This window comes from Escherichia sp. E2562 (assembly GCF_005781075.1).
Classification (GTDB): Bacteria; Pseudomonadota; Gammaproteobacteria; order Enterobacterales; family Enterobacteriaceae; genus Escherichia.
Map to the genome: position 1 here is coordinate 360,449 of NZ_VATM01000002.1, position 15,156 is coordinate 375,604.

The following is a 15,156-nucleotide window of genomic DNA, read 5'->3' on the forward strand; positions in this document are numbered from 1 at the left end:
TTAAAGCAGGAAATGTTATGGGAATTAGATATTCAAGGTTACAAATTGGCATTCACTGGCTGGTCTTTTTGCTGGTTATTGCAGCCTATTGTGCAATGGAGTTTCGTGGTTTTTTCCCGCGTAGCGATCGTCCGGTGATCAACATGATCCACGTTTCATGTGGCATCTCAATTCTCGTGCTGATGGTGGTTCGTCTGTTACTCAGATTGATATACCCAACGCCGCTCATTGTACCGAAACCCAGGCCCATGATGACGGGATTCGCTCATTTGGGACATTTGGTGATCTATCTCCTGTTTATTGTATTGCCAGTGATTGGTTTGGTGATGATGTATAACCGGGGTAATCCGTGGTTTGCGTTTGGTCTGACGATGCCTTACGCGTCAGAGGCCAATTTTGACCTGGTGGATAGATTAAAGTGGTGGCATGAAACGTTGGCCAATCTGGGATATTTCTTTATTGGGCTTCATGCGGCTGCAGCTCTGGCGCACCACTATTTATGGAAAGACAACACGCTTTTGCGCATGATGCCGCGTAAGCGCTCCTGAAGGTATTAGAAGAAAGCGCCTGTACTAAACCAGACCCGTGGTACAGGCGAAGAATACGGGCCTACATCGGAAGCGCCTATTATATTTATTTGTATGACAAATAAAACCATAATCCGAGTTTATATGTTCAACGGGTTGATATTTAATCAATATATCTACTGTTAAGATTGAAATTCAATTTCTCCAATCTTTGATCTCCCTAAGTGAAATAAAGACCGCACAGCGTATAACTTTTATACCGAACATAAGATTCGGCAAGCCATGGAGGTTGTATGAAAAAGTTGCTCTTTATTTTACTGATGGGATTACTGATGTCTTTTTATGTTGATGCCGGGCGCAAACCCTGTTCTGGTGCGAAAGGGGGGATCTCTCACTGTACAGCTGGCGGCAAATTTGTCTGTAATGATGGTTCTATCAGCGCATCGAAAAAAACATGCACTAACTAAAAGGGGCGCCATGAGAAAATGAACTCGTCAACCAGATGCGCGGGGAATTCTCCCCGCGCAGGCCCTTACCTGGACTGACAGGCCATGAGAGCCGCTACCTCCTTATCACCGTCCCGGAATCGCAGTTCGTAGAGCGTTTGTCGGGTCAGGAGTGTGAATGCCAGAATCGTGATACAGATAATGAGCAGACACACCACCAGGGGGTTGCGCTTCATAGCCTTTCTCCTTGCCGGATGGCAGGTAAGAGGCTAACATCTGAATTGCTAGGTTCATTCGTTGGCCTCGGTTGATAGAAATATCGGTCGGGGCCTTCGTCTTTCTGATTCCCGGTAAGCCTGAAAACAGAAAGTCTCAGGCGCCCGCAAACATCCTATGTAATTACCCTTACCAGCGAAATAATCACTTCACGAAATTGCGTGACGGCTTCCGGTAAAAATCACTTCACGAAATTGCGTGACGGCTTCCGGTAAATCGTTATCAGAGAACACTCGCTGCAAGACTCAATGCGAGCGAGCTTCCAGTTGAGGTATGAATAAGGGGCGCCATGAGAAAATGAACTCGTCAACCAGATGCGCGGGGAATGCTCCCCGCGCAGGCCCTTACCTGGACTGGCAGGCCATGAGAGCCGCCACCTCCTTATCACCGTCCCGGAATCGCAGTTCGTAGAGCGTTTGTCGGGTCAGGAGGGTGAATGCCAGAATCGTGATGCAGATAATGAGCAGACACACCACCAGGGGATTGCGCTTCATAGCCTTTCTCCTTGCCGGATGGCAGGTAAGAGGCTAACATCTGAATTGTTGGGTTCATTCGTTGGCCTCGGTTGATAGAAATATCGGTCGGGGCCTTCGTCTTTCTAGTTTTCGGTAAGCCTGAAAACAGAAAGTCTCAGGCGCCCGCAAACATCCTATGCAATTATCCTTACCATCGAAATAATCACTTCACGAAATTGTGTGGCGGCTTCCGGTAAATCGTTATCAGAGAACACTCGCTGCAAGACTCAATGCGAGAGAGCTTCCAGTTGAGGCATGAATAAGGGGCGCCATGAGAAAATGAACTCGTCAATCAGATGCGCGGGGAATGCTCCCCGCGCAGGCCCTTACCTGGACTGACAGGCCATGAGAGCCGCTACCTCCTTATCACCGTCCCGGAATCGCAGTTCGTAGAGCGTTTGTCGGGTCAGGAGTGTGAATGTCAGAATCGTGATACAGATAATGAGCAGACACACCACCAGGGGTTGTGCTTCATAGCCTTTTCTCCTTGCCGGATGGCAGGTAAGAGGCTAACATCTGAATTGCTAGCTTCATTCGTTGGCCTCGGTTGATAGAAATATCGGTCGGGGCCTTCGTCTTTCTGATTTTCGGTAAGCCTGAAAACAGAAAGTCTCAGGCGCCCGCAAACATCCTATGTAATTACCCTTACCAGCGAAATAATCACTTCACGAAATTGCGTGGCATTTTCCAGAATTTTTCGTAATACGCCTTACAAGGTATAACTACTCGTAAGTCTCTTCATTCCGATGGTAATAATCTCTCATCACAAAAATTGTTGTAAAAATGTGATATGAACAGGTTTTTGCCAGTAAGCAATTACCATCGATTGCCGATGACTCTCTATCGGGAGTAAACCAGGAAGAGAGACAACGGTCATGAATACAACATCCTCACACCGCTTAGGCTTTTTACATCACATCAGGCTGGTTCCATTATTTGCCTGCATTCTTGGCGGCATCCTGTTTCTGTTTGCCTTGAGTTCATCCCTGGCGGGGTATTTTCTCTGGCAGGCAGACCGCGATCAGCGCGACGTCAGCGACGAGATCCAGATACGCACGGGTTTAGCAAACAGCTCTGATTTATTGCGTTCAGCCCGGATCAATATGATTCAGGCCGGGGCAGCAAGTCGTATCGCTGAAATGGAAGAGATGAAGCGAAATATTGCGCAAGCGGAATTGCAAATAAAGCAATCGCAACAAGGCTATAACGTTTACCGTACTCGCCTGGTGAAAACTCCCGCTGACGATGCGCTGGACGGAGAATTAAATCAGCGTTTCCTGGCTTATATTTCCGGCCTGCAACCCATGTTGAAATATGCCAAAAATGGCATGTTTGAAGCCATTATCAATCATGAAAGTGAGCAGATCAGAACGCTTGATAATGCCTATAACCAGCAGTTAAGCAAAGCCATTGAGATACGTAGCGCCAGAGCTAACCAGCTAGCGGAACAGGCGCATCATCGTACTCGTCTGGGAGGGATGTTTATGATTGGCGCATTTATACTTGCGCTGGTAATGACGCTGATAACCTTTATGGTGTTACGCCGGATTGTCATTCGTCCACTGCAACATGCTGCCCAACGGATTGAAAAAATTGCTAGTGGCGATCTGACTCTGGTTGACGAACCCACTGGCCGCAGTGAAATTGGCCGCTTAAGTCGCCATCTACAGCAAATGCAGCATTCGCTGGCGCTGACGGTGGGAACGGTGCGTCAGGGGGCTGAAGAGATCTATCGTGGCACCAGTGAGATTTCTGCCGGTAATGCTGACCTTTCCTCACGCACCGAAGAACAAGCGGCGGCAATTGAACAAACCGCCGCCAGCATGGAGCAACTCACCGCAACAGTGAAGCAAAATTCTGATAATGCACATCATGCCAGCAAACTGGCGCAAGAGGCCTCAAGTAAAGCCGGTGATGGCGGACAAACAGTTTCCGGTGTAGTGCGGACAATGGGTAATATCTCCAGTAGCTCGAAGAAAATTTCTGAAATCACGGCTGTTATCAACAGTATTGCCTTCCAGACCAATATCCTGGCGCTCAATGCCGCCGTTGAGGCCGCACGAGCCGGTGAACAAGGACGCGGATTTGCCGTTGTCGCCAGCGAAGTGCGTACACTTGCAAGCCGCAGCGCCCAGGCGGCGAAAGAGATTGAAGGCTTGATCAGTGAGTCCGTCAGGTTGATTGGCCAGGGGGCCGATGAGGTGGCAACGGCAGGGAAAACCATGAGCGCTATTGTTGATGCCGTGGCGAGCGTCACACATATCATGCAAGAAATAGCTGCCGCCTCAGATGAACAAAGCAGAGGTATCACACAAGTTAGCCAGGCGATTTCTGAAATGGATAAAGTGACGCAACAGAACGCTTCTCTGGTGGAAGAGGCTTCAGCTGCGGCGGTATCTCTTGAAGAACAGGCGGCGCGGTTAACTGAAGCCGTGGATGTGTTCCGTCTGAAGAAACAACCAGCTCAGGCGGATCAACAAGGAACAGGGAGTTCAGTGAGTTTGGCAACGGTGTGATAAAAAAGGGATCGTAAGATCCCTTACTTTTCAGAACGGCATTGATTTTCGAATGGCGTTAATCATCAACTGACAACCGGAAGAGAGTGTTGCATCTACGCGGGTCAGTATTCCAATAGGTTCGCCTGCTCCATGCCCCGGAACAGGCAGGGCCACCAGTGTTGCATGACGCAGGTCGTCTTTTACCGCGCCAGAAGGAACAAACCACACGTAGTCGTATTCAACCGTAAGCTGACGTGAAAGCGATGCAGACAACGTTTCAATGCAGCCTGAAGGAATTTTACATCCCTGGCTTTTTACTAATGCCTCTGAATGCTGCCGTGGCGCGGTGCCTTCTGGTGATACGACAACAGGCCATTCCAGTACCCGACTTAACGTTACGTTCTCCTGAAGCAGGGGGTGATTAGGCCTAACAACTAACTTAAGTGATTCGAGAAACAGCAGCTCGTAATTAAGTCCGGTCATCAGTTCAGGATCTGACATCCGACCAACACCAATATCGATTTCCCCTGTTTTTAATCCCGCCAGGATCATCGTGTTACTCATGGTGGCAACTTGCAGTGTGGTTTCTTTTTGTTGCTGATGAAACTGACCTATAACCGAAGGTAATATCCCTAGTGCCGCGGTAGGTAGCGCGCCCACTCTGACGACATCATTGTTAAGGCCTTCTTTACGATTAAGTGACAGTCCAGCGGTGTTAATGGCGTCAAGAACTCTGACTGCGTGAGTTAAAAATTGCTCGCCAGGTAAGGTGAGCTGCGCGCCTTGACGTCCTCGGTCGAACAGGCGAGCACCCGTCAATTGCTCCAGCTCATTCAATGTCTTAGAGAGTGCCGGTTGACTCAGATTAAGGGTTTCAGCCGCGCGCCCCAAAGTTCCTTGTTGTGCGACAGCTACGAATGTATGAAGGTGGCGCAAACGGATGCGCTGACTAAACAGACTATTTTTTTCCATAAGCGATGTTAAAAACGAAGCGGTGCCGCTGACAAGTGATGTTGTTTGATTATGATAACTTGATTGCAAAATATTATTAACATTTAAAGTAATTATGTTACATCGAAATCGATAATATTGATGATTTCGCGGCGAGATCACAGTTTGTAAATTCTTCCCACCAGAGTGAATGCGGTTACCTACACTCGAGATAATTGACCACTGGGGGTAGGCATTATGGCGAACAGCATCACAGCGGATGAGATTCGGGAACAGTTTTCGCAGGCAATGTCAGCCATGTATCAACAAGAAGTTCCACAGTACGGTACGTTGCTGGAACTGGTCGCTGACGTGAATCTGGCTGTGCTGGAAAATAATCCCCAACTGCATGAAAAAATGGTTAATGCGGATGAACTGGCGAGGCTTAACGTTGAACGTCATGGGGCGATACGTGTAGGAACCGCGCAGGAACTTGCCACATTAAGGCGGATATTCGCCATTATGGGAATGTATCCGGTGAGTTATTACGATCTCTCGCAGGCTGGCGTGCCGGTACATTCTACGGCATTTCGGCCCATCGATGATGCCTCGCTTGCGCGTAATCCTTTCCGCGTTTTTACCTCATTGCTCCGCCTTGAGCTTATCGAAAACAAAACATTGCGCCAAAAGGCGGCGGAGATTTTACGCCAGCGCGATATCTTTACCCCACGTTGTCGGCAACTGTTAGATGAATATGATCGGGAGGGCGGTTTTAGCGAAGCGCAAGCGCGGGAGTTTGTGCGAGAAGCCCTGGAGACATTTCGTTGGCATCAGTCAGCAACGGTAGATGAAGAAACCTATCACGCGTTGCATAACGAGCATCGGCTGATCGCTGATGTAGTCTGTTTTCCAGGCTGCCATATCAATCACCTGACGCCACGCACGCTGGACATTGATCGGGTGCAGTCGATGATGCCCGAATGCGGTATCGAACCAAAAATTCTCATCGAAGGGCCGCCGCGCCGCGAGGTGCCTATTTTATTGCGTCAAACCAGCTTTAAGGCACTGGAAGAAACGGTTCTGTTTGTGGGGCAACAGCAGGGGAGGCATACCGCGCGATTTGGTGAGATAGAGCAGCGCGGAGTGGCGTTAACGCCGAAAGGGCGGCGACTGTATGATGAACTTCTGCGTAATGCCGGAACTGGACAGGATAATCTCACTCATCAACTGCATTTGCAGGAAACCTTTCGCGCTTTCCCGGACAGCGAATTTTTGATGCGCCAGCAAGGGCTGGCATGGTTCCGTTATCGACTGACACCATCGGGTGAAGCGCATCGTCAGGCGATACATCCTGGGGATGATCCGCAACCTTTGATTGAACGTGGCTGGGTTGTCGCACAACCTATTACCTATGAGGATTTTTTGCCGGTGAGTGCGGCGGGGATCTTCCAGTCCAATCTCGGTAACGAAACGCAGACGCGCAGTCATGGTAATGCCAGTCGTGAGGCATTCGAGCAGGCGCTGGGCTGCCAGGTTTTTGATGAATTTCAGTTATACAAGGAAGCGGAAGAACGCAGTAAACGCCGCTGTGGATTGCTTTAAAATCGGACCATCCTGCTTTGCAAAAATTTGCCTGATTTTACAAATGAATCAGGCTCTTCCCATCGACATAAAAAAATTGCCGATTTGTGCAGATTCTCCATGCTCAACAATTGGATTATTAATAAATATTGTCTAGAGTGAGCGGTCATTAATAAGCACTTTCTTGCCGCTGAAAACGACCAGCGCGGGACCATTCACAACACCAGAAGGACTCACTGTCAGGTATGGATCGTAGACGATTTATTAAAGGTTCAATGGCTATGGCCGCCGTGTGCGGTACCAGCGGTATTGCTTCTCTTTTTTCTCAGGCTGCGTTCGCGGCAGATTCTGATATTGCCGATGGGCAAACTCAGCGTTTTGACTTTTCGGTTTTACAGTCGATGGCGCATGATTTAGCGCAAAAGCCGTGGGGTGGCGAGCCGCGTCCGTTACCCAACACGTTGGCGACTATGACCCCGCAGGCTTATAACAGCATTCAATACGACGCCGAACAATCACTGTGGCATAACGTCGAGAACCGCCAGCTTGATGCCCAGTTCTTTCATATGGGGATGGGTTTCCGCCGCCGCGTACGCATGTTCTCGGTTGATCCTGCAACGCATCTGGCACGTGAAATTCACTTTCGTCCAGAATTGTTCAAATACAATGATGCGGGCGTAGATACCAAACAACTGGAAGGGCAAAGCGATCTCGGCTTTGCAGGCTTCCGCGTATTTAAAGCGCCGGAACTGGCTCGCCGCGATGTGGTATCGTTCCTCGGTGCAAGCTATTTCCGTGCCGTTGATGACACGTATCAATACGGTTTATCGGCCCGTGGTTTGGCGATTGATACTTATACCGACAGCAAAGAAGAGTTCCCCGATTTTACCGCTTTCTGGTTTGATACCGTAAAACCAGGCGCAACCACCTTTACCGTTTATGCCTTACTCGATAGCCCCAGTATTACCGGTGCCTACAAGTTCACCATCCAGTGTGAAAAGAGTCAGGTGATTATGGATGTTGAAAACCATCTGTATGCGCGTAAAGAGATCAAGCAATTGGGTATTGCACCGATGACCAGTATGTTTAGTTGCGGCACTAATGAACGTCGTATGTGCGATACTATTCATCCGCAAATCCATGATTCCGACCGTCTTTCCATGTGGCGGGGCAATGGTGAGTGGATCTGCCGTCCGCTAAATAATCCGAAGAAATTGCAGTTCAATGCCTACACCGACAATAACCCGAAAGGCTTTGGTTTATTGCAACTGGATCGTGATTTCTCCCATTATCAAGACATCATGGGCTGGTACAACAAACGACCAAGTTTGTGGGTAGAGCCTCGTAATAAATGGGGCAAAGGCACCATCGGCCTGATGGAAATCCCAACAACGGGTGAAACGCTGGATAACATTGTCTGCTTCTGGCAGCCAGAAAAAGCAGTAAAAGCAGGGGACGAGTTTGCATTCCAGTATCGTCTGTACTGGAGCGCACATCCCCCTGTTCAATGTCCATTGGCACGTGTTATGGCGACGCGCACCGGCATGGGAGGTTTTCCGGAAGGTTGGGCGCCGGGTGAGCATTATCCAGAAAAATGGGCGCGTCGTTTTGCCGTCGATTTTGTTGGTGGGGACCTGAAAGCGGCTGCGCCTAAGGGGATTGAACCTGTTATTACGCTCTCCAGCGGTGAAGCGAAGCAAATCGAAATTCTCTACATTGAACCGATTGATGGTTACCGTATTCAATTTGACTGGTATCCGACTTCGGACTCTACTGATCCGGTTGATATGCGGATGTATCTCCGCTGTCAGGGCGATGCCATCAGTGAAACATGGCTGTATCAGTATTTCCCACCAGCTCCGGATAAGCGCAAATACGTTGACGATCGCGTGATGAATTGATCGTCATTTTTTTCGGCACCTTCTGACGGAAGGTGCCGTCTGGTAAAACACGATCCCGCTCGCATTTTTCCCCAAACTATCTGAGTAATCTGATGATGTGTATTTCATGTACACTTTGTCAGCCACTAACAGGGAGTGCGTATGTTTCCAGAATACCGAGATTTAATATCCCGTCTGAAAAACGAAAATCCTCGCTTTATGTCCTTGTTCGATAAACACAATAAACTTGATCATGAAATTGCCAGAAAGGAAGGTTCCGACGGTCGAGGATACAATGCGGAAGTGGTCCGCATGAAAAAACAGAAGCTCCAGTTGAAAGATGAGATGCTCAAAATCCTGCAACAGGAGAGCGTCAAAGAGGTGTAAACTTTCTTAAGCCGCCTGCCAGGCGGCTTTTTTAACAACTGCATGGATTGACTGGAGATAAGATGACTGAAACGATAAAAGTAAGCGAATCACTTGAATTACATGCTGTTGCAGAAAGTCATGTCACACCTCTTTATCAGTTAATCTGTAAAAATAAAACCTGGTTACAGCAGTCGCTAAACTGGCCGCAGTTTGTTCAAAGTGAAGAGGACACGCGAAAAACGGTGCAGGGTAATGTGATGTTGCATCAGCGTGGATATGCCAAAATGTTCATTATTTTCAAAGAAGATGAACTTATCGGCGTTATCTCGTTTAATCGTATTGAACCACTGAATAAAACCGCGGAAATCGGCTACTGGCTGGACGAATCTCATCAGGGGCAGGGGATCATTTCTCAGGCGCTGCAGGCATTGATTCATCATTATGCTCAGTCTGGTGAACTCAGACGCTTCGTGATCAAATGTCGGGTGGATAATCCCCAAAGCAATCAGGTAGCTTTGCGCAATGGTTTTATCCTTGAAGGTTGCCTTAAACAGGCTGAGTTCCTGAATGATGCCTTTGATGATGTGAACTTATACGCGCGTATTATCGATTCACAATAACCCTGGCAGCGGCGTTCGCGTAATGCGCTCCTCGCCGTTAATAACTTTTGGACCACGGACATGAACCGTGTCGCCATCAAAGGCTGCAACGACGGCGTGGTCGGTTAACTCCACATGGTTTTCAATCATCACCGCACCTGTAATGCGGCTGTTCCCCTGTATGGTGACGTGATTGTCGAGTAAAACCGGACCACCACGTACGAGTGCATGACCACCCACCAGAACATGATGTTTTAACACACAATTGCCTTCCACCGAGGCATGTTCCGCTACCTGCGAACTGTAATGAAGCGTGGGAATGGCATCTTCTTCTGTTCCGGCGATCACACGTGCATGTCCGTAGACTTTCGTGCAGTCACACAGCCAGACGTTGTTCTCTTCATTACCTTCAATACGTGCAAAATCAAAAACTTCGGCGCGATGCTCAATGAACGCAAATTTCACAATGGCATCACCATATATTTGCGCCTGATGAACAATGCGCGAGGTGCTGACTCTTGCGCGATCATAAATTTGCAACAGAAGATGGTGGTCGGGCGTTAAACCTTGCGCAGCGACTACCATTGAGTTCTGATCAATGCAGGCATGACCAGAAATCCTGCAATTTCCGCATATTAATGAATCACGAATTGTGACGTTGTCACTTATCAGGACGCCCTGACTGATTTTGCTATTATCGATCCAGGCGTTATCCTTCGCGCAAACATCGCCCCATAGCTCGCTGCTTCCGGTGATGCGTGTATTACCGGATATCACCGTTCCGGCAAACGCGATGGCATTCTGGTCATAGATCCAACAATTTCCGTCCTGGGCCAATACGGTTTCATTATCAATCCAGCCGCCAGGCGTTCCGGCTATTACGTCATTAAAATCAGCGATGGCAATAATCTGCCGCAATAAAACACTCTTTTTATCGCTATCTTCCTGATAACTAAAAGCTCGTTGTTCTTCACTAAGACGATATTTGCGCATAGCGTTTTCCCGCAGGTGACCTACTATAACCGTAGCAAATTCTGTGACTCTGGCTATGTTTAGCAAATTTCCATAAAATGTATTTCAAATATACTTTATAAATTAAACAAAATGAGTAAGAAGATGCAGAGCGATAAAGTGCTCAATTTACCGGCAGGTTACTTTGGCATTGTGTTGGGGACGATAGGGATGGGATTTGCCTGGCGTTATGCCAGCCAGGTTTGGCAGGTCAGTCACTGGTTGGGCGATGGGCTGGTGATTCTGGCAATGATCATTTGGGGATTACTGACTAGCGCATTTATTACCCGACTCATACGCTTTCCGCATAGCGTGCTGGCGGAAGTGCGTCATCCAGTGATGAGCAGTTTTGTGAGTTTGTTTCCGGCAACAACGATGCTGGTGGCAATTGGTTTTGTCCCCTGGTTTCGTCCGCTGGCGGTGGGCCTGTTCAGTATTGGTGTTGTGATTCAACTGGCTTATGCCGCCTGGCAAACAGCCGGTTTATGGCGCGGTTCCCATCCTGAGGAAGCTACGACACCCGGACTTTATTTACCGACTGTTGCCAACAACTTCATCAGTGCAATGGCCTGTGGAGCATTGGGCTACACCGATGCTGGTCTGGTATTTTTAGGGGCTGGCGTTTTCTCCTGGTTAAGTCTTGAGCCGGTGATCCTTCAGCGTCTGCGTAGCTCGGGAGAATTGCCCACGGCACTGCGTACATCGTTGGGTATTCAGCTTGCACCGGCGCTGGTGGCATGTAGCGCCTGGTTGAGCGTCAACGGTGGCGAGGGCGATACGCTGGCGAAAATGCTTTTCGGTTACGGTCTACTGCAACTTCTTTTTATGTTACGCCTGATGCCGTGGTATCTCTCCCAGCCGTTTAATGCCTCATTCTGGAGTTTCTCGTTCGGCGTATCTGCACTGGCAACCACCGGTTTGCATTTAGGAAGCGGTAACGACAATGGATTTTTCCATACCCTGGCTGTGCCGCTATTTATTTTTACCAATTTTATTATCGCATTACTGCTCATCCGTACTTTCGCGCTTCTGATGCAGGGAAAATTGTTAATCAGAACCGAGCGCGCCGTTTTAATGAAAGCTGAGGACAAAGAATGATTATTCGTGATGAAAACTACTTCACTGATAAATATGAATTAACCCGCACACACTCTGAAGTTCTGGAAGCGGTGAAAGTGGTTAAGCCGGGTAAAACGCTGGATCTGGGCTGTGGTAATGGCCGTAATAGCCTTTATCTGGCAGCCAATGGTTATGATGTCGACGCATGGGATAAAAATGCCATGAGCATTGCCAACGTCGAACGCATCAAATCCATTGAAAAACTGGAAAATTTGCGCACCCAGGTTGTTGATCTAAATAACCTGACGTTTGATGGACAATACGATTTTATTCTTTCTACCGTGGTGCTGATGTTCCTGGAGGCGAAAACCATTCCTGGATTGATTGCCAATATGCAGCGTTGCACCAAACCCGGTGGTTATAACTTGATTGTGGCAGCAATGGACACAGCTGATTTTCCATGTACCGTCGGGTTCCCCTTTGCCTTTAAAAAAGGGGAGTTACGTCAATATTACGATGGCTGGGAGATGCTGAAATACAATGAAGACGTGGGTGAACTCCACCGCACCGACGCTAACGGCAATCGTATTAAACTACGTTTCGCCACGATGCTGGCACGTAAAAAATAAGCTAACAGGGCAAGGCGCATGAAAATGTCCACGTGAGATGTTTAACTGTTTTTTGCGGTAAGCATATTTTTTATCGAGGTGATGTGAAATATATCACAGTGGTTGAAGTTTTTTATCGGCTTAACTGCCTGAAATTTAACAACTGATGATTGACTCTGCCCCCTTTTCGTCATTGACTATATTGTCAGAAAAGGGGCTGGAAAATTTATTTTCACCAACACTTTTTTTGCCACAACACGAAGCGGTACTTTTTGCTATAACTTAAAAAGTAATATAATCATCTCAGGAAACTATTCATGCGTACCACATCAATTGCGAAAGTTGCGGCTTTATGCGGCTTGTTGGCTCTGTCAGGTTGTGCCTCTAAAATCACCCAGCCAGATAAATATTCTGGTTTTTTAAACAATTACTCCGACCTTCAAGAAACAACTTCAGCAACGGGCAAACCGGTATTACGCTGGGTTGATCCAAATTTTGATCAAAGTAAATATGACAGCATCGTCTGGAACCCAATCACCTATTATCCGGTGCCTAAACCTTCTACCCAGGTAGGGCAAAAAGTTCTGGATAGAATTTTGAGCTATACCAATACTGAAATGAAAGAAGCCATCTCACAGCGTAAACCACTGGTTACTACCGCTGGGCCTCGTAGTCTGATTTTCCGTGGTGCTATTACTGGTGTAGATACCAGCAAAGAAGGGTTACAGTTCTATGAAGTTGTTCCTGTCGCATTAGTGGTAGCGGGGACGCAAATGGCGACGGGTCACCGTACCATGGATACCCGCCTGTACTTTGAAGGTGAGCTGATTGATGCGGCTACCAACAAACCAGTTATCAAGGTGGTTCGTCAGGGCGAAGGTAAGGACCTGAACAACGAAAGCACACCAATGGCTTTCGAAAATATTAAGCAAGTTATTGATGACATGGCGACCGACGCGACCATGTTTGACGTTAACAAAAAATAATGCCAGTCGCGCCATCGCAAGATGGCGCTTCTGATTATCGGCTTCTGTCAGCGAACAAATTCAATACTACATAACAGACACCACCGGCAATTAATCCCCAAAACGCCGAGCCAATACCTACCAGCGTCAGTCCACTTGCCGTTACCAGAAAAGCCACCACAGCAGCATCGCGCTCACGCTCATTATGCAAAGCCTGATACAAACTGCCTCCGATGGTACTTAACAGCGCCAGACCAGCCAGCATCTGGATCCAACTTACAGGCAGGGCAGCCATCATCCCGGTAATGGCACTGCCAAACAGACCCGCCAGTAAATAAAAGACGCCAGCCGCAGCGGCAGCCAGCCAACGCTGATCTTTGTCCGGGTGCGCCTCCGGGCTCTGGCAAATAGCCGCAGTGATAGCCGCAATACCTACGGAATAGACGCCGAAAGGAGAAAACAGAAGCGCCAGTAATCCAGTAAATACAATCAATGGCGAAACAGGAGCTGAATACCCGGCGGCTTTCATCGCCGCAATCCCTGGCGCATTTTGCGATGCCATCGTCACCAGAAAAAGGGGGAGTGCAACGCTCAAACTGTGAGCAAACGAAAATTCAGGGGCGAGATAAGCGGGGAGAACTGGTTTGAAAACTATATCTTTTGTGACAACGTCACCTTGCGCGATAACGACCACGATCCCAACAATCATCGCCGCAATTACCGCATAACGCGGCGCAAAAACCTTTGTCGCCAGCCACGCCAGCAACATACTACCGCATAACATAAACTGACCATCCAGACTGGCAAACGCCTGTAAACCAAAGCGTAACAAAATTCCGGCCAGCATTGCCGCTGCCAGCGAGTGCGGAATAATACGCATCAGACGGGCGAATAATCCTGTCACACCACAGAGAACAATTAGCGCATTCGTGACAATAAAAACGCCGATGGCCTGGTTTAGCGTTAGTCCCTGTAACCCGGTGACCAGCAACGCAGCACCGGGCGTTGACCATGCGGTAAGAACAGGCACCCGATACCATAATGTCAGGGCAAGAGTACTGACGCCCATCGCCAGTCCCAGCGCCGTCATCCATCCGGAAATTTGCTCTGTGGTGGCTCCAGCGACGATCGCCGCTTGCCAGATTATTGCCGCAGAGCTGGCATAGCCGATCAGGACAGCCAGAAACCCTGCAAGCAGTGTGGGAGGAGGAATGGAAAACAGACGCATAGTTACCTCGTGCGTTATAGCGTACAGGCACCGTAGCATTTGTCCGTTATAACGCACAAGTGATAAACTCCCGTTTTGCAGGAGGAGTCGCATGGAAAATCTCGCTCGCTTTTTATCCACTACGCTTAAACATCTTCGTCAGCAGCGAGGCTGGAGTCTTTCGCGGCTGGCTGAAGCGACGGGCGTTTCAAAAGCGATGTTAGGGCAGATTGAACGTAATGAATCCAGCCCGACGGTCGCAACATTATGGAAAATAGCTACTGGAATGAACGTACCGTTTTCGACGTTTATTTCGCCACCGCAGACCGCTACGCCATCCGTTTATGATCCACAACAGCAGGCAATGGTGATCACTTCTTTATTTCCTTATGATCCGCAACTCTGTTTTGAACATTTCTCGATCATGATGGCCCCTGGTGCAATAAGCGAATCGACGCCGCACGAAAAGGGTGTTATCGAGCATGTTGTCGTCATTGGTGGGCAGCTTGACCTGTGCGTTGGTGGTGAGTGGCGAAGCCTTAAAAGTGGAGAAGGTGAACGCTTTGCCGCAGATGTTGCCCATGCCTATTGCAACCGTGGCGAGCAAACCGTGCATTTTCATTCCATTATCCATTACCCGCGTAGTTGAACAGGAAAACTATTTCGCAACGTCGCGCTTGTGGCT

General features: G+C 48.5%; 17 protein-coding genes and 3 pseudogenes. 11 read left to right on the forward strand and 9 right to left on the reverse strand.

What is annotated here, in order from left to right; translation table 11 throughout:
* Positions 1 to 17: 17 nt before the first annotated feature.
* Positions 18 to 548 carry a cytochrome b561 gene (gene cybB, locus FEK43_RS03515; RefSeq protein WP_135406538.1) on the forward strand — a complete coding sequence of 177 codons (531 nt, stop codon included), beginning with the start codon at positions 18 to 20 and terminating at the stop codon, positions 546 to 548.
* A 272-nt stretch (positions 549 to 820) separates the two neighbouring features.
* A complete protein-coding gene (locus FEK43_RS03520; protein WP_130210233.1) occupies positions 821 to 994 on the forward strand; it encodes a hypothetical protein in 174 nt (57 codons plus the stop codon).
* A 65-nt stretch (positions 995 to 1,059) separates the two neighbouring features.
* Here FEK43_RS03520 and FEK43_RS03525 read toward each other — a convergent pair whose 3' ends face one another.
* From FEK43_RS03525 to FEK43_RS22975, 6 genes and pseudogenes are all read right to left on the reverse strand, one after another.
* Complete coding sequence (locus FEK43_RS03525) at positions 1,060 to 1,191, reverse strand: type I toxin-antitoxin system Hok family toxin (RefSeq protein ID WP_316246020.1); 132 nt, start codon at positions 1,189 to 1,191, stop codon at positions 1,060 to 1,062.
* A pseudogene (locus FEK43_RS22960) lies at positions 1,130 to 1,267 on the reverse strand (hypothetical protein); the annotation flags it as partial. The gene FEK43_RS03525 and the pseudogene FEK43_RS22960, both read right to left, overlap by 62 nt.
* A gap of 326 nt (positions 1,268 to 1,593) precedes the next feature.
* Complete coding sequence (locus tag FEK43_RS03530; protein ID WP_316246020.1) at positions 1,594 to 1,725, reverse strand: type I toxin-antitoxin system Hok family toxin; 132 nt, start codon at positions 1,723 to 1,725, stop codon at positions 1,594 to 1,596.
* Positions 1,664 to 1,801: pseudogene (locus FEK43_RS22965) on the reverse strand (hypothetical protein); the annotation flags it as partial. The pseudogene FEK43_RS22965 and the gene FEK43_RS03530, both read right to left, overlap by 62 nt.
* A gap of 289 nt (positions 1,802 to 2,090) precedes the next feature.
* Positions 2,091 to 2,174 carry a Hok/Gef family protein gene (locus tag FEK43_RS22970; protein WP_240783016.1) on the reverse strand — a complete coding sequence of 28 codons (84 nt, stop codon included), beginning with the start codon at positions 2,172 to 2,174 and terminating at the stop codon, positions 2,091 to 2,093.
* A pseudogene (locus tag FEK43_RS22975) lies at positions 2,161 to 2,217 on the reverse strand (hypothetical protein); the annotation flags it as partial. The pseudogene FEK43_RS22975 and the gene FEK43_RS22970, both read right to left, overlap by 14 nt.
* A 422-nt stretch (positions 2,218 to 2,639) precedes the next feature.
* Here FEK43_RS22975 and FEK43_RS03540 point away from each other — a divergent pair.
* Positions 2,640 to 4,280 carry a methyl-accepting chemotaxis protein gene (locus tag FEK43_RS03540; protein WP_135406540.1) on the forward strand — a complete coding sequence of 547 codons (1,641 nt, stop codon included), beginning with the start codon at positions 2,640 to 2,642 and terminating at the stop codon, positions 4,278 to 4,280.
* Between the two features lie 30 nt (positions 4,281 to 4,310).
* On the opposite strand, the gene FEK43_RS03545 is transcribed toward FEK43_RS03540, so the two are convergent.
* Positions 4,311 to 5,234 (reverse strand): LysR substrate-binding domain-containing protein, encoded by a 924-nt coding sequence (locus tag FEK43_RS03545; RefSeq protein ID WP_135406753.1) that lies wholly within the window; start codon positions 5,232 to 5,234, stop codon positions 4,311 to 4,313.
* Positions 5,235 to 5,450: 216 nt separating this feature from the next.
* On the opposite strand from FEK43_RS03545, the gene FEK43_RS03550 reads away from it, so the two are divergent.
* The 4 genes from FEK43_RS03550 (at position 5,451) to rimL (ending at position 9,642) form a co-directional block, all read left to right on the forward strand.
* On the forward strand, positions 5,451 to 6,794 hold the full coding sequence (locus FEK43_RS03550; protein WP_131161509.1) for a VOC family protein: 1,344 nt from the start codon (positions 5,451 to 5,453) through the stop codon (positions 6,792 to 6,794).
* A 224-nt stretch (positions 6,795 to 7,018) separates the two neighbouring features.
* Positions 7,019 to 8,674 (forward strand): glucan biosynthesis protein OpgD, encoded by a 1,656-nt coding sequence (opgD, locus tag FEK43_RS03555; protein ID WP_135406542.1) that lies wholly within the window; start codon positions 7,019 to 7,021, stop codon positions 8,672 to 8,674.
* Between the two features lie 141 nt (positions 8,675 to 8,815).
* Positions 8,816 to 9,040: a YdcH family protein gene (locus FEK43_RS03560; RefSeq protein WP_001296778.1), complete on the forward strand. Its 225-nt coding sequence runs from the start codon at positions 8,816 to 8,818 to the stop codon at positions 9,038 to 9,040.
* Between the two features lie 62 nt (positions 9,041 to 9,102).
* The gene (gene rimL / locus FEK43_RS03565) at positions 9,103 to 9,642 is read left to right on the forward strand and encodes a 50S ribosomal protein L7/L12-serine acetyltransferase (protein WP_130260857.1); all 540 of its coding nucleotides are present in this window, start codon (positions 9,103 to 9,105) and stop codon (positions 9,640 to 9,642) included.
* On the opposite strand, the gene ydcK is transcribed toward rimL, so the two are convergent.
* On the reverse strand, positions 9,634 to 10,614 hold the full coding sequence (gene ydcK, locus FEK43_RS03570; protein WP_135406544.1) for a YdcK family protein: 981 nt from the start codon (positions 10,612 to 10,614) through the stop codon (positions 9,634 to 9,636). The two genes, rimL and ydcK, sit on opposite strands and share 9 nt — an antisense overlap.
* A gap of 123 nt (positions 10,615 to 10,737) precedes the next feature.
* Here ydcK and tehA point away from each other — a divergent pair, with 123 nt between their 5' ends.
* The 3 genes from tehA (at position 10,738) to FEK43_RS03585 (ending at position 13,285) form a co-directional block, all read left to right on the forward strand.
* Entirely contained in the window at positions 10,738 to 11,730 is a 993-nt protein-coding gene (gene tehA, locus FEK43_RS03575; protein ID WP_130210219.1) for a dicarboxylate transporter/tellurite-resistance protein TehA, read from the forward strand.
* Positions 11,727 to 12,320 (forward strand): tellurite resistance methyltransferase TehB, encoded by a 594-nt coding sequence (gene tehB / locus FEK43_RS03580; RefSeq protein WP_130260855.1) that lies wholly within the window; start codon positions 11,727 to 11,729, stop codon positions 12,318 to 12,320. Before tehA ends, tehB begins: the two co-directional genes overlap by 4 nt.
* Positions 12,321 to 12,616: 296 nt before the next feature.
* Positions 12,617 to 13,285 carry a DUF3313 domain-containing protein gene (locus FEK43_RS03585; protein WP_130260854.1) on the forward strand — a complete coding sequence of 223 codons (669 nt, stop codon included), beginning with the start codon at positions 12,617 to 12,619 and terminating at the stop codon, positions 13,283 to 13,285.
* A gap of 34 nt (positions 13,286 to 13,319) precedes the next feature.
* On the opposite strand, the gene ydcO is transcribed toward FEK43_RS03585, so the two are convergent.
* Complete coding sequence (gene ydcO, locus FEK43_RS03590) at positions 13,320 to 14,531, reverse strand: BenE family transporter YdcO (RefSeq protein ID WP_135406757.1); 1,212 nt, start codon at positions 14,529 to 14,531, stop codon at positions 13,320 to 13,322.
* 52 nt (positions 14,532 to 14,583) lie between these two features.
* Here ydcO and FEK43_RS03595 point away from each other — a divergent pair, with 52 nt between their 5' ends.
* Positions 14,584 to 15,120, forward strand: coding sequence for an XRE family transcriptional regulator (locus tag FEK43_RS03595; protein ID WP_130210213.1), 537 nt, complete (start codon positions 14,584 to 14,586; stop codon positions 15,118 to 15,120).
* The last annotated feature ends 36 nt before the right edge of the window (positions 15,121 to 15,156 follow it).